The 14,376-nt window shown below is 61.5% G+C and carries 15 protein-coding genes and 1 pseudogene; 5 read left to right on the plus strand and 11 right to left on the minus strand.

The window, feature by feature from the left end; translation table 11 throughout:
* From QN219_RS13880 to QN219_RS13925, 10 genes and pseudogenes are all read right to left on the minus strand, one after another.
* Positions 1–156: type II toxin-antitoxin system ParD family antitoxin (locus QN219_RS13880; protein WP_284000578.1), on the minus strand; the 156-nt coding region annotated here is incomplete at its 3' end.
* Positions 157–369: 213 nt separating this feature from the next.
* Positions 370–741: pseudogene (locus QN219_RS13885) on the minus strand (DUF3307 domain-containing protein); the annotation flags it as partial.
* A complete protein-coding gene (locus tag QN219_RS13890; protein WP_284000304.1) occupies positions 677–2,599 on the minus strand; it encodes an adenylate/guanylate cyclase domain-containing protein in 1,923 nt (640 codons plus the stop codon). The pseudogene QN219_RS13885 and the gene QN219_RS13890, both read right to left, overlap by 65 nt.
* A 2-nt stretch (positions 2,600–2,601) precedes the next feature.
* Positions 2,602–3,912: an NAD(P)/FAD-dependent oxidoreductase gene (locus tag QN219_RS13895; RefSeq protein WP_284000305.1), complete on the minus strand. Its 1,311-nt coding sequence runs from the start codon at positions 3,910–3,912 to the stop codon at positions 2,602–2,604.
* A gap of 3 nt (positions 3,913–3,915) precedes the next feature.
* The gene (locus QN219_RS13900) at positions 3,916–4,389 is read right to left on the minus strand and encodes a DoxX family protein (protein WP_284000306.1); all 474 of its coding nucleotides are present in this window, start codon (positions 4,387–4,389) and stop codon (positions 3,916–3,918) included.
* Positions 4,386–5,186, minus strand: coding sequence for a putative DNA-binding domain-containing protein (locus tag QN219_RS13905; protein ID WP_284000307.1), 801 nt, complete (start codon positions 5,184–5,186; stop codon positions 4,386–4,388). Before QN219_RS13905 ends, QN219_RS13900 begins: the two co-directional genes overlap by 4 nt.
* Positions 5,173–6,204, minus strand: a complete 1,032-nt coding sequence (locus QN219_RS13910) for a DUF692 domain-containing protein (protein WP_284000308.1) — start codon at positions 6,202–6,204, stop codon at positions 5,173–5,175. The genes QN219_RS13905 and QN219_RS13910 overlap by 14 nt, the downstream gene beginning before the upstream one ends.
* Positions 6,205–6,237: 33 nt before the next feature.
* Positions 6,238–6,507, minus strand: a complete 270-nt coding sequence (locus QN219_RS13915) for a DUF2282 domain-containing protein (protein ID WP_284000309.1) — start codon at positions 6,505–6,507, stop codon at positions 6,238–6,240.
* Between the two features lie 255 nt (positions 6,508–6,762).
* A complete protein-coding gene (locus QN219_RS13920) occupies positions 6,763–7,845 on the minus strand; it encodes a patatin-like phospholipase family protein (RefSeq protein ID WP_284000311.1) in 1,083 nt (360 codons plus the stop codon).
* Between the two features lie 24 nt (positions 7,846–7,869).
* Complete coding sequence (locus QN219_RS13925; protein WP_284000312.1) at positions 7,870–8,700, minus strand: 3-hydroxybutyrate dehydrogenase; 831 nt, start codon at positions 8,698–8,700, stop codon at positions 7,870–7,872.
* A gap of 171 nt (positions 8,701–8,871) precedes the next feature.
* On the opposite strand from QN219_RS13925, the gene QN219_RS13930 reads away from it, so the two are divergent.
* The 4 genes from QN219_RS13930 to QN219_RS13945 all read left to right on the plus strand — a co-directional run bounded on the left by QN219_RS13930 (position 8,872) and on the right by QN219_RS13945 (position 12,271).
* The gene (locus QN219_RS13930) at positions 8,872–9,807 is read left to right on the plus strand and encodes a LysR family transcriptional regulator (RefSeq protein ID WP_284000313.1); all 936 of its coding nucleotides are present in this window, start codon (positions 8,872–8,874) and stop codon (positions 9,805–9,807) included.
* Between the two features lie 113 nt (positions 9,808–9,920).
* Positions 9,921–10,415 (plus strand): cupin domain-containing protein, encoded by a 495-nt coding sequence (locus QN219_RS13935; RefSeq protein WP_284000315.1) that lies wholly within the window; start codon positions 9,921–9,923, stop codon positions 10,413–10,415.
* Between the two features lie 80 nt (positions 10,416–10,495).
* Positions 10,496–11,692, plus strand: coding sequence for an MFS transporter (locus QN219_RS13940; RefSeq protein WP_309486586.1), 1,197 nt, complete (start codon positions 10,496–10,498; stop codon positions 11,690–11,692).
* A 96-nt stretch (positions 11,693–11,788) separates the two neighbouring features.
* Positions 11,789–12,271, plus strand: coding sequence for a DUF302 domain-containing protein (locus QN219_RS13945; protein WP_284000317.1), 483 nt, complete (start codon positions 11,789–11,791; stop codon positions 12,269–12,271).
* 259 nt (positions 12,272–12,530) lie between these two features.
* Here the strand turns inward: QN219_RS13945 and QN219_RS13950 are convergent, their stop codons facing one another.
* On the minus strand, positions 12,531–13,070 hold the full coding sequence (locus QN219_RS13950; protein ID WP_284000318.1) for a 5' nucleotidase, NT5C type: 540 nt from the start codon (positions 13,068–13,070) through the stop codon (positions 12,531–12,533).
* A gap of 478 nt (positions 13,071–13,548) precedes the next feature.
* Between QN219_RS13950 and QN219_RS13955 the strand changes: the two genes are divergently transcribed.
* Positions 13,549–14,376: adenylate/guanylate cyclase domain-containing protein (locus tag QN219_RS13955; protein WP_284000319.1), on the plus strand; the 828-nt coding region annotated here is incomplete at its 3' end.

A 14,376-nucleotide genomic window follows, 5' to 3' on the forward strand; every position in this document is an offset into this window, starting at 1 on the left:
CTGATCTCGACGGATCAGTTCGCGGATATACTCGCTGCTCGTCCCGTAGCCCCGCCCCGCAACCTGCTCATCGACGAAGCTCTTCAAGTGGTCCGGTAGGGAAATGTTCATCGTGCCCATACGAGAGACCATAACGGCAATGGCAAAAATTGGCAAGGATGGATCGCTTTGCCTTTTAACTCCTACATCGACGCCGCAAGCGCGTTCCCGTTGATACATTATGCGATCTTCTGAGCACAGCTAGGGATCTTCGTCCGCTACACTATCGCAGACAAGTCCGACCATCAGTCGCATCGCCGCGTGACTAGGTGACGGCCATGGGCCCCTCTCGACTCGACTGTTTTGGCGCCAAGAACGAAACAACCTACACAGTGCAACGTGGATCAGCGCCGCATAGGTGAGCTGGTGCATCAATTGATCGGCTCCGTGCATCGCCCAGTAGATCCGGGTCGTCGCATCGGCGCGGCTATGCCGCGACAGCAGTGCCTTGCCATAGTCGATGAGATAGTGAGCTACGAATTCGGCGAGCACGCGAATGGCGACGCGCGTCATACCAGCGCCGGCGAGCATCAGCGCCGGCACGGTTCCGAGCGCGTGCGCGCCCGGATGGACATAGCCGCCGATCATGCGAAAGTTGCCCTTGCCCCGCAGGATCCAAGCCGGCTGCAGCACATAATCAACGACGAAGTGCTTGAGTTGCAGGCAGGTGAGCATCGCCACCGTCGTCATCGCCATTTCCATCGCTTCCTCCCGCGGACCCCGCTCTTAGCTGGTCAATCGTATGCACGCCAAGAGGCAGAGCCTTGCCGCGGACGATCGCGAGTCCGAGCGGCCGCGTGGTCGGCTCTGCCCCGAGCTCGCGCATGGTCGCGTCGCTTAGCACGATTTCGACACCACGCTCCTTGGCGATACTGACGAGACGGCTCGCGACATTGACCGTGTCACCGATGGCGGTGTAGCTCAGCCGTTCGACGGAGCCGATATTGCCGACCAGCGCCTGGCCGCTGTTGATGCCGATGCGCACGCGGATTGCATTCTCGCCGACCGCTGTTGGCGCGTCTTCATGCATTGTGGCCCGGATCGCGACAGCCGCGCGGCAGGCACGGGCAGCATGGTCCGCCTGCTTTCCCGGCGCGTTCCAGATCGCCATGACGGCGTCGCCGATGAACTTGTCGACGGTACCGCCCTCGGCGTGGATCGCGGCGACGGCAATCGTCAGAAAACGCGTCAGATGCGGCTCGACGCCGGGTCCGAGCCTCTCCGTAAGCTCGGTGAACCCAGGCAGGTCGGCGAACATGACCGTCACCTCGCAGAGCTCGGCGCCGGGCTTCGGCTCGATGCTGCCTTCGACCAGCGGTCGCACGACGTCGAGCGGCATATAGCGGGCGAAGGCCGAAAGCCCGACCGCCATGCGCTCTAATGCCTGGGAAAAATGGTTGAGCTCGGCCAGGAAGGTCGGGTGATGGCGGACGCTCTCCACTGAGAAGCGCTCGACCGCGCGCAATTGCGCCGCCAGCCGGGCGAGTGGCCGAGCGAAGAGAAAATTGGCGAAGCCGACGGCAGTTGCTACGGCGAGCGCGGCGATGGCGAGCACGACGATGGCGATGCGCCGGATATTCTCGTCGATGCCGCTTGCGAAGGTTGAGCGGGGCGTGGCGGTAACAAGCCGCCAGTTCTCGAACGGCAGGCGCGATGACGACACGAAGACGGGTCCGAACAATACACTCGGCACGAGGGCGCGAAAGGCGTCAACTTTATTGGCCGCCACAGCCTCGGCGGCGGCTGACGCCACGGCATCGGAGGCCGGAAAGTCGGAAAAATGCGCCGCCATCACGCCATCGGCGGGTTGCGATGTCGCCAGTACCCGCCCGCTCTCGTCAAGAACGAAGGCTTTGCTGAGCGCTGGTAGTTCGAGCGCCTGTAGCGCCTCGGAAAGGCGTCGGAGGCTCACGGCTACCATCACCACGCCGGTAAACTTCCCGAAGGTCTCGACGCGCTTTGACAATACCATGGCGGGTTCGAAACCGTTCGGCAGCACGTTCGTCACCGTCCACACGGGCTCTGCGTTTTCCTTGCCCAGTCGATACCAGGGGGCGCCGAGAGCCACATAGGCGCTTTCCGCCTTGATCCGCTCTTCGAAAAAGATGTCGCCTGGGATCGGCCGGTAGAGATCGCGCCGCAGCGGACGTAGATCGCCGGCTACCGCAGCGCCGATTTCCACCATCTCGATGCGGCCGTCGGCGGTCGCGTGCGCCCCGAAAAAGCGCCCATCCGGAAACCCGAACCCGATCCATGCGATCGCCGGCTGCTCACGCAGCAGCGACAGGAACAGGAACTCGCGCTTGACCTCGTCATTGGTGCCGATTGCACCTTGGAAGAAGATTGAGCGGACAATTTCGGCGGTGCTCGACACGAGCGCTAGCGTCCGGGACAGGTCGTTCCTGACGGACCCCGCCGTCTGCGCGTCGAGACTCGCGACGATCTCCTCAATGCTCTCGCCGGCTGCGCGCTGCCAGATAAGATGTATCAGCGCGGCGGTGGAGAGCACCGATAGCATGACGAGAACGACGACGACCTGGGCGAGCTTCGGACGATACATCGCTAGGCCCCATAATGACCCGTAATCAGCCGTGCGGCGCGATCGTTGCGGGCATAGGCGACGGACCAGTCGAGAAACACCACGAGGCGGTTGCGGAAGCCGACGAGGAACCAGAGGTGGGCGAAGTTCCAGACGAGCCAAGCCGCATAGCCCGAGAGCCGTGCTTTGCCGAAATCGGCAACGGCTGCCTTGCGGCCGATGGTCGCGAGATTGCCGTAGTCACGATAATTGAAAGGCGCCGACTGCCGACCCGCCATGTCGTCGAGAATGGCGCGCGCCGCGTAGCGACCCATCTGCTTGGCCGCTGGCGCCACCCCCGGAACAGGACGTCCGTCCGCACCAGTGACCGACGCAGTGTCGCCGATGACGAACACTTCGCTGTGCCCCGGCGGATTGAGGCGCTCGTCGACAATGACCCGGCCGGCGCGGTCGGCCGGCGCGCCGATCCACTTTGCAGCGCGCGAGGCCATGACGCCTGCGGCCCAGAGAATGCAAGCGGAGCCGATTTCAGTTCCGTCAGCCAGCCGCACGCCGCTGTCGTCGCAGCTTGCTACGGCATTGCCGAGCACAACCTCGACACCAAGCCTTTCGAGTTGTCTCTGCGCCTTGCTCGAAAGACAGGGTGGCATCGCCGGCAGGATCCGCTCCCCCGCCTCGACGAGCACGACCTGGGTGGACGACGAATCGATACGCCGGAAATCGTGAACGATCGTCCTCCGGGAGAGCTCGGCGATCGCGCCGGCCAGCTCGACGCCGGTTGGCCCGCCGCCGACGACAACGAAGGTCAACAGCTTCTGACGTAAACGGGGATCGTCGGTCACTTCCGCCCTCTCGAAGGCGGAGAGGATGCGCGCTCGTATCGCGGTCGCATCCGTGATTGTCTTCAGGCCCAGGGCGTGCTCCGCCCACGCGTCGTTGCCGAAATAGGTGTGGCGGGCGCCGGTCGCGACGACCAGGTAGTCATACGGGATGCGCCGGCTGCCGGTGACGATGCATCGCGCGGCGGTATCGACCGCCTCGGCCTTGTCCATCAGGACCGTGGCATTTGACTGCCGCGAAAGAATGCGGCGGATTGGCATGGCGATCTGCGCCGGCGAGAGCCCCGCGGTCGCTACCTGGTAGAGCAGAGGCTGGAACAGGTGATAGTTACGCTGGTCGATGACGGTGACATCGACCGGTGCGCGGCGAAGCGCGATCGCCGCGTTCAGGCCGCCGAAGCCGCCACCGAGAATGACCACGCGCGGCCGGCGCTTTGTCTGGTCCGTGTCGGTCTCGCCCGGCACGGAAGCGTTCTGAACAGGCGTCACCGACATCACTCATCCTCCGGCACGGATGCGTCGGGCGACCAGATGATCGACGGAAAAGACCCCGGCGCCTCGCGAGAGGATGAGCATGAGCAGGCTCGTCCACATCAGGTGCTCAGCCCAATGATCCGGGTAAACGAAGATTTGGATGGTGCCGACGACGCCGAGCAGCATCAGTGAGGCGAGCCGAGCGAGCAGTCCCAATCCGAGCATCGCCGCGCCACTGAGTTCCGCCGCCGTCGCCATGATGGCTGCCAGTCCGGGATCAAGCAGCGGCAAGCGGTATTCGAAGGCGAACAACTGGAGCGTTACGGACCACGAGGCGAGCTTCGTCTGGGCGGATTGCCAGAAAACCTCTGCGACCGCAACGCGGGACGCCAGTTGCACGACCGATAGCGGCAGGGCCGCCGACCACTCCACTACCGCTTCGTGAAGCCTGTATATCGTTCTGGAAAAACTCATCGGTGTTGCGCGCATCGTGGTCATGACACTCTCTCCTGCTGGTTGAAAGACTCCTTCATGCGATGGATGCCGATGACGAGCTCGCTGACGAAGAGGCCCGTCAGCGCTCGCGCGATATCGAACTCCGGCGCGTGGCGGCAGGCGCGGACGACCGCAGCCTCGAGCCCCCTGCCCCGCATCAACATGTGCCAGAACGCAAACTCCGCGGCGTCAAGGCGCAGGAAGCGAACGGTGTCACCGTGTCTCCACAGCGCAATGCGCTCCGGCTCGCGGGTAACATCGGCGAGCCTGTCGGGATCGCCTCCCTGCTGGTGCGCCGCCCATATGCTGAGGGCAGGCCAGCGGCAGAGAACAAGTCGAAGCGACGGCTGTAGGAAGAGCGCGAAGGACCCGCTCGAAAGCCCCTCGTAGAGCTCGATAAGTGTGCTTGGCCGCCCCAATGGTGAGTCGAGCGCTTCGGCGATCTTCCATTCGAGGCGCGCCACCTCGGAGACGAAGGGCATATGGACGGTCCCCTCGAAACGCGCGAGGAATGGCGCAAATCCTGCCCCGTAACGCGAAAGGCGTGGCTCTTGTGGCGGGCTGCTCCGGATGAAGCAGCCCGCCACATAACTGAAGTAGCCTTCATCGAGCAGCCGCACCGTCACGGGGAAGACGGCCTTCAAGGTCGTCGTGAGCGAAACCAGCGTATTGTTGCGGTAGATGTTGAGCCGCCTAGCCGGATCGAAACGACCCTGCGCGAGCAATGGCAGGATATCTGCCGGCCCGGTGGTTAGAACCGCACGCGCAACGACGCTCTGCAGGGTTTCAATGGAAGACATGGCCGTCCCTCCTGCAGTGATCCGATGCGCACTTGGCGCAAGCGGCTTTGACTGCCGCGATTGCAGCAAGCGCTGGGAAACGGATGCCTGTTGCGTTGTCTTGGCCGGGCAACCTCATGGTCTGGAAACGGCCGTCTGGCACAGCGACCGGCGGCTCCTCAAGGCGTTCGTCGAAGGCGATCCGGCGGGCGAGCATGTCCGCCCACATGGCTTCGCCCAACAGGACCGCCAGCGGCGGCACGTCCGTGTCCCATTCGATCAGCGTCGGTCGCGGACCGATCCTGCGGAGGGCGTGAGCGTAGAGCGACCACACGGCTGGCGGCACGCGCGAGCCATGATCGTCAATGAGAATGACGTCGCCATCTACCTCGTTGACTGCGTGGCCGGCAAGGTGGATTTCACCGATCGCATCGGCAGGCAGGGCGTCGATGAAGGCCAATGCATCGAAATCGAGGTTGCTTGCGGAGACATGGACATTGTTGACGTCCAGCAGCAAGCCGCAACCGCTTCGATTGACGAGCTCGCTCAAGAACTCGGCCTCGGTCATGCTCGATTCCGCGAAGGCCAAATAGGCGGACAGGTTTTCGATGAACACGCGGCGCTTGAGCGTGTCCTGCAGTCGGCCGACGTTCCCGGAAACGATCGCGAGCGCCTCTTCGTCGTAGCGGAGCGGAAGGAGATCGTTCAGGTAAGCGCCGTCGGCGACGCTCCAGGCAAGGTGCTCGGAGACGATTGCCGGCTGGAAACGTTCGCAGACGAGATGCAGCCGCTCCAGATGCGCCCGATCGAGACCTGAGGCGCTGCCAAGCGACAGTCCGACGCCGTGCACCGAAAGCGGATAAATCTCGCGCAGCTTCTCGAGCGCATCCACGGTCGCTGATTGGCCCATGTAGTTTTCGGCATGGACTTCCAGCCAACCCGCAGCAGGCCTGCGGGAAAGCATCTCAGCAATGTGTATGGAACGGAGGCCGATGCCCGCAGCGCATGGCACCGGGTTGATTGGAAACGTCTTGGGCATCGGTCTACTCCCTTGCTTAGTTTAGAAAGGCCTTCAAGCCTTCGAGGAGTTGCTGCCGCCGGCGATCTTTCCGCAGGTACCGGCAGGCACGTAGATCCAGGCGTCAGCCTGGTCGTCCATCGTCGAGGTGCCTGCGCAGGAATGCGTTGCCGTCTGGCAGTCGTTCTGCCCGGCCTTGACGATGCCGTAGCACTTCTCGAACGAGAATTCGGGCTGGGCGGCCGGTCCTGCCGAAGCCGTGGAAGCCGTGACGGAGGCGATCGCCGCAAGCGCGGAACCGATGAGCGTACGAGTGTTGACCATTGAACATCTTCTGGATCTGATGTTGTTCAGGCCGGACATCGGCCTGATGCCAAGAAGTTTGGCAGACCCTTCTCGCGCTTTGAAATGCTGTTCAGGCATGGTTTCGATAGGCCGATCTATCCGCCTGACTACGGGCGATTGGAGACAAAAAGCCCCCCATTGGGGGGCAGGGCAGCCATCGGGAGGGAGATGGGAAGAAGGAATTTCGCGCAGGCCGTAGTTAGTCGCTGCGAATGGTCGGGAAGCGTCGAACGCCTAGAGGTAACGCGTACTTATATCGACGCTCGAACGCTTCCCTATCGCGTCGTAGTTCGCCATCAGCCAGTCCTCCGCGCACTGTCGGCCGCGGTCACGGAGGTCTACGAGGGCTCCCCACTCGGCATTGAGCTTGCTCGAGACGCTGAGGTTTCTCATCGTCTCGTCGTCGGAGATGCCGTGCACGAAGATACGCTTGAGGCCGAGGGAATTACCCGCCTCAGAATCGATCAGCTGCGTCACGAATGCGATTGCCCGCATCTCCCTGAGCAGTGACGAATTGAAGCTGATTTCGTTGATCCTGTTCAGGATTTCCGCCGCAGTCCGCGGCAGTTCCGTTCGCTCGAGCGGATTGATGTGCACCACCAGCACATCCGGAGTCTCGCAGCCGTAGATCAATGGGAAAATAGCCGGGTTCCCCATGTAGCCGCCATCCCAATAGGCCTCGCCGTCGACCTCGACGGCCTGGAAGAGGAACGGCAGACAGGCGGATGCCATCACCGCATCGATCGAGATCTCGTCATTGGAAAAGACCTTCACCTTGCCGGAGCGCACATTGGTGGCGCAGATGTTCAGCTTGACCGGACAGCGGGACATGCGGATCGCATCGAGGTCGATCGATTGCTCGAGAACCTGGCGCAGCGGGTTATAGTTCAGCGGATTGAACTGGTATGGCGACAAGAGCCGCGTCACCAAGTCGAAAATGACGAAGGCCGGCGAAAACTCCAATGATTTCGACCCGGTCAGGCGGTCGAGCAGGCTTGGCTGCAGCGGGCTGAAGGCGGCGGCATGGCTGATGCGACGCCAGAAATTCGCGAGCGCCTTTTGCGCGCCGCTGCGGCCACCATCCGCAAGCCCGTAGGCCATCACCGCGGCGTTCATGGCGCCGGCGCTGGTTGCGACAATACCCTCGAAGGAAAGGTTCGGCTCGTCGAGCAACCGGTCGAGAACGCCCCAGGTGAATGCGCCATGCGCTCCGCCTCCCTGAAGTGCCAGGTTGATCGTTCGCGGCGGCCAAACCTCGGTTACGGGGGATCCCTCCTGATCTCGAGCCGGCAGGTCCACTTTGGTGTGCTTGTTCATGCTCTTGCCTCCCTCCCTGGAATGTCAGTGAGCCGTCCATCCGCCATCGACGGGGATCGCCGCCCCGGTTATGGAGGCTGCGGCACTGGTACACAGAAAGACGCTCAGCGCCCCCATCTCCTCAACGGTCGCGAAACGTTTGGTCGGCTGGTTCTTCAGGAACACATCGCGGATAACGGCATCGCGCGCGATGCCGTGGGACTTTGCCTGGTCGTCGATCTGCTGCTCGACGAGCGGCGTCCACACATAACCGGGGCAGATTGCATTCGCCGTTATGCCGAACTCGGCACCCTCCAGAGCCACGACCTTCGTCAGACCGACGAGGCCGTGCTTGGCCGCCACGTAAGCCGATTTGAACGGGGAGGCGACGAGCCCATGAGCCGAGGCGACGTTGATGATGCGTCCGTACCCGCGGGCCTGCATTTGGCCATAGGTCGCCTGGACGAGATGGAACGCGGCGGAGAGGTTGACCGCCATGATTGCATCCCACCTGGCGGCCGGGAATTCGCCAATCGGCGCAACATGCTGGATGCCGGCATTGTTGACGACGATGTCGATCTGGCCGAAGCGCGCGACGGCGCGCGCCACCATCATCCGGATCGCCTCCGGGCTCGACATGTCGGCGCTGTCGAAGGCGACGTCGACGTCGTTTTCCTCCGCCATTGCAGCGCGTTGTCCTTCGATCTCGGCCGGGTCGCCGAAACCGTTGAGCATCACCGCGGCACCCGCCCTTGCCATTGCCTGTGCGATGCCGAGACCGATACCACTTGTTGAACCCGTGATGATGGCACTGCGGCCCTCGAGCGTCCTGCGCCCGAACATTGAATCGATCTCTGCGTCAGCTGCCTTGAGCATGTAACGTCTCCTCACGTCTCGGCCGAAGAGCCTTTTCGGGTCGAGAATGGCGCCATATTCATTCCAACTGAAATGCTACTGTGCTATGAAATCGATAGGTGAATTGCATTGGTGCAGGCGCCACGCGCGTAGGAAGTTGGCCGCCTCGACAAAAACCTTGCGGGGGCGGGTATGGATATTCACCACGTGCGGTATTTCCTAGCAGTCTGCGAGACGCGGAACTTCACGCGTGCGGCTGAAAAGTCCAACGTGACCCAGCCAGCGCTCAGCCGGGCGATCCAACAGCTCGAAGACGAGGTCGGTGGGCTCCTGTTTCGGCGGGAACGGAACTTGACCCACCTTACGGATCTCGGAAACCTGCTTCGACCACGATTCCAATCAATTCTCGACGAACTATCCGGCGTTAGGCAGGAGGCGTCGCGCTTCCTGTGCCTTGAAGATGCGCATGTGAAGGTCGGCATCATGTGCACGATCGGGCCGCGTCGGTTCACCGGTCTCCTGACCGACTTCAACATGCGCCACCGCGGCATCCAGCTTCAGCTCGTCGAAGGCGTGCCGTCCAGGCTTTCAGAGCTGCTTGAAGAGGGAGAGATCGACGTCGCCATCATGGCCAGCAGCGACCGCTTTCCCGAACGCTTCGACGTGACGCCGCTGTTTCGCGAAAGATTCATGCTTGCCTTTCCCGCCGGTCACCGTCTCTGCCAATACGAGGCCGTTCCCATCACCGCTATAGATGGTGAAATTTACCTCAGGCGCGTGAACTGCGAATATTGGGATTATCTGACGGACTTATGCGAGTCCTCTGGCGTGAAGACGCGGATCTCTTATTCGAGCGAGCGGGAGGACTGGATTCAGAACATGGTGGCCGGCGGACTCGGAATCTGCTTCATTCCCGAATACAGCGCCGTCATTCCTGGCCTTCAGGTTCGGCCCGTTGTCGAGCCGGAGGTCACGCGGGAGGTCTGCCTGGTGACCGTCGCTGGCAGGCGGTTCTCGCCGGCCGTTGCCACCTTCGTCGCAGCAGTCAAATCCTACGGCTGGGCCGCACCGCATTCCGGCATAGATATGCGCCGGTCGGCGGCCGACACCTCACCTCTTCCGCAATAGCTCTGAGCTATGGAATTCAAAAGCAGGCGGCATTTCTTTGTCGGCCGAATGTCCCGCAATCTCCTTGTGCCGCCGGAATATCTCCGGCCGGACCGACAAAGGAGAAAACGGATATGACCCAGAAATCCCTTGCAGGCCGCCCCTCGTTGGTCGTCGCTATGGCGCTCGGCCTCTTCTCAAGCACACTCGCCTCGCCGTCGGCCATGGCGGGCGAATGCCCTAAGGATCAAGTAGCGGCGGATGCGATGACGCCGGGCGCGACTGCGCCGGAAGGTGTTACCGACGAAGTCCTCGCCTCGATCGATCTTTCATCGAAGGGCGGCGACTGGAAAGGCAATGCGCTCAGGCTGCGAAAGCTGGTTGTGCAGCCGGGTGGCATCGTGCCGTGGCATGCGCATGATGCGCGCCCCGCCAATATCCTGATCCTCGAAGGCACCATCACCGAATACCGCAGCAGCTGCAAGGTGCCGATCGACCACAAGGCGGGCGAAGTGACCGCCGAGTTCGGCGATCTTGCCCATTGGTGGAAGAACAACGGCAAAGAGCCGGCCGTGCTCTATTCCGCCGATATCCTGCCGCCGATGGCAGGCAACGCCGACACCATGTGAGCGCGGTGACAGCACAACTTCCCTAACTCGGACGTTTCCGGCCACCGGCGGGAAACGTCCCCGCTCCAGGAGAAAAAGCGATGACGAATCTCGATCGCGCCGCGCCGGCGCCCGTCTCCGTTCGGGCGACCCCAGCGGCAGAACGCTTGCACTTCGGCATCATTTCACTCATCGCATTTCTGACGCTCGTTGATCTCTTCGCTGCCCAGGCAATCTTGCCGTCGCTGCAGAGGCAGTTTGATGTCAGCCGTGCCACGATGGGCTTCGCGGTCAACGCCAGCACCTTGGGCATGGCGGTCGCCAGCCTTGCGGTCGGCATCTTTGGACGCGCGCTCGACCGGCGCAACGGAATTTGGATCAGCCTCGCCCTGCTTGCCGTGCCAACGGCCCTGCTCGCTGTCACCCGGAACATAACGCTTTTCGCCGGCCTTCGCGCAGCGCAGGGCCTGTGCATGGCCACAGCATTCACACTCACCATGGCCTATCTCGCGGAACATTGCCCGGCCGACCGGGCAACGGGAGCGCTCGCGGCCTATATCACCGGCAACGTTGCAAGCAACCTTTTCGGTCGCATCCTGTCGGCTTGGGTGGCCGATACCGGCGGGCTGGCGATCAACTTCCTGATCTTCGCCGTTCTCAATCTGGCCGGCGCGGCATTGGTCTGGACCACATTGAAGCGTACAGAACGCATTATGCCGAATCGGCGGACGCATGGCATCGGGAGCTGGCGCTTCGTTCTTGGCAACGGGCAGCTGCAGAGTGTGCTTGCCATCGGCTTTCTGATTCTCTTCGTGTTCATAAGCACCTACACCTACGTGAATTTCCGGCTTGTCGAACTGGGTCTCTCGGCCATGGAACTCGGCCTCGTCTATTTCGTCTTCCTCCCGTCGCTGTTCACGACACCCCTCGGTGGGCTGATCTCGCGCCGCCTCGGACCTGCCCCGGCGATCATGCTCACCCTCTTTGTCGCGATCTGCGGGCTCCTCGCCTTGTTGGGCAGTAGCCTTGCCGTGGTGCTCTCCGGTCTCGCGCTGATCGCTGCCGGTACATTCCTCGCCCAGGCTCTGGCCGCAAGCCAGGTGGGTCGCATCGCCCACGCCGATCAGGCGGCGGCGAGCGGCGCCTATCTGGCCTCGTACTATACGGGGGGTCTGCTCGGCAGCCTGGTGGTCGGGCAGATTTACGATCATCTCGGATGGAGCTTTTCCGTGCTGGCGTTGGTGCTGGCACTCGTGATCGCCATCCTCATGGCGCTGCCTCTACACGCTAAGCCATGAGATTCGATTATCGAAACGGACAAGAGATAGCATTACCAAAATCCAGTGGCCGCACGCATCCTGGAAATGCCACTTGGCAACACAGAGGAGTTTCAAATGATCACGATCAGCAGTGGAATACGATCGGCCGCCCTGATTGTCACCGCGGTCGCGGCGTCGGCTCAAATGTCGGCAGCACAAGCAGGAAACAGCGATGGAGTCGTCACCGTCAAAAGCCGCTATTCAGTGAGCGAAACGGTAGACCGGATCAAGCATAGCGTCGAGGAAAAGGGCATCACGGTATTCAATGTCATCGATCAGGCGAACCTCGGCAACGCGGCCGGCAACAAGGTGCTTCCGTCGCGCCTATTGACGTTCGGCAACCCAGCACTCGGCACAACGTTCATCACCGCCAACCCTCTTGCAGGTCTCGATTGGCCCGTTCGCGTTCTTGTCTACGAGGAAGAGGACGGATCGGTCTACGCTGCCTACACCGACTTCGACTGGATCGCCAAGCGCCATGGTATTGCAAACAGAGAACACGAATTCACCATGGCGTCGCAGGTGATCAGGGCCGTTACCAATGAGGTGAAGAAATAGTAATCCTTGGGGCGCTCGCCTAAGCTCTCTGAATGAGCTTGGCGAGCGCACTGTCAGCATTGGGCCACACTGAGCTTGCGATCTGAGCGTCGATTCGCGCTAGCCGAAACGCGGCGCTGGAAAGGTTCCCCTTGGTACATTATGCGATTTTCGAAGCATGAAACGAGAACATCTCTCTGGGTTGGACGAAGCGCTTAAGGTGGCCGCGAATGTAGGGCCGAGATCAGCCCAGGCGGCCTTCGCACCTGAAAGCTTTCGATCAATCTACAAGCAGAGCGACCGCTTCTTCCCAATTGGCTACCCGCCGGGGATAGTCAACCGCGAGATTGTGTGGTGCTGAAAACAGGATGCCCTTGCCCTGGAAGCGAGTGAAGTGGCGAACGTTGTCGTCGATTAGGAAGTCGGCAGCGAGGATGCTCTTATCCCCGCAGAACACAATGTTGAGCGCCGGGATGAACGGGAAATGCTTCTGCAGCCATGCGAACTTCGACGCACAAGAAGCTGGGTACTCCATAGCTGCCGTCGTGATGAAAATCTCGAACTTTTCCGTCAGCTTCGATAACGCTGCTTGGCTTCCTCGCATCACGTTGAAGACCCCGAAGACGTCACCCCGGTGAAGCAACGCTTCCAGTGCTTCGTCGTGTTCAGGTGCAACAAGCTTCTTCAGCGAGTTGCTTGCGATCTCGTCGGGCGACCACTGGTAGCCGTAGTTCTCCACATACCACGTGGTATGGTGTGCATTGGCGTCAGCGATAACCTCGTCCATGTCGACGGCTAGGCGGGGCTTATGAGTTTTCAAGACGGTCTCCTATCGCTCAGGCCTCGCGTATCACACCTATCGTTCTTTTGGTACGGGCAGACTCGGAAATCAGGCGCACAACTGGCGGCCGAGCTTTATGACGTCCGCGTCCGATAAACCGCGGAGGGCTGTTGGACGACTGCTTCTGGCGCAAACTAGCCATCCGCCCCTTGGGCTAGATTTCCGCATACCACCCTCGTGCGACGGGGGAACCGGAAAGCTCGACCCGTTGCTGTCGTTGCCGACGCACGTAACGAATGGCTCGATTTGAGCCCAAAATTGACCTGACTTCCTCGCCGACGCCTCGAGCCTGCCCACGCAGCGTGACGCCACAGCCGCCGCCCTGCGGGAGCTGCCTTGGCGGTGATTGCCCCTTCGCCCCGTGCGGCCCAGGGTCTTTCGAAAGACGATGCTAATTTAAGATAGGCGATCACACGACATTGCGTTAGAATCGACACTTAATCTGCCGGTGGACTCGATGAAACAGAGACTAGCCGCAATCCTGGCGGCCGATATGGCAGGCTATAGTCGGCTGATGGAGGCCGACGAAGCAGGCACGATCGCCCGTCTCAGAACGCACCGTATAGAATTGATCGATCCCGCCATCGGAAAGAACGAGGGCCGGATCATCAAGACGACGGGCGACGGCATGCTCGTTGAATTCCAGAGCGTCACCGACGCCGTAAAATGCGCCGTGGAAATCCAGCAGCGTATGAAGCGGCGCAATTCCGATGTGCCCCAGGATCGACGGATCGAGTTCAGGATTGGCATTAATGTCGGAGATATCATTTTCGATGACGACGATATTTTTGGCGACGGCGTGAACATCGCCGCACGCGTCGAGCAACTGGCCGATGTGGGCGGCATCTGCGTTACGGCGGCGGTTGCGACGCAAATTGCCGATCGCCTCGAAGTCTCCATTGAAGACCTTGGCGACAAGATGCTGAAGAACATCAGCCGTCCCGTGCATCTTTATCGGGTTGGACTCGAAGGCTCCGTCCTGCCCGCCGCGCCGGAGGAGAGGGACGCAAAGCGGAGCGTCTCCAAGCCATCGATCGTCGTGCTGCCGTTCGACAACATGAGCGGCGATCCCGAGCAGGAGTTTTTCACCGACGGCTTGACCGAGGATATCATCACCGAGTTGTCCCGCCGCCACGAGCTCTTTGTCATCTCGCGCAACTCCAGCTTCGTATACAAGAACCAGCCCGTGAACGTCCGCGAAGTAGCCGAGAAGCTTGGAGCCCAGTATCTGGTGGAGGGCAGCGTCCGTAAGATTGGCGACAGGGTGCGTGTGACGGTCCAGCTC

The organism is Sinorhizobium sp. 8-89 (genome assembly GCF_030124325.1).
In the GTDB taxonomy this organism is placed as follows: Bacteria; Pseudomonadota; Alphaproteobacteria; order Rhizobiales; family Rhizobiaceae; genus Sinorhizobium.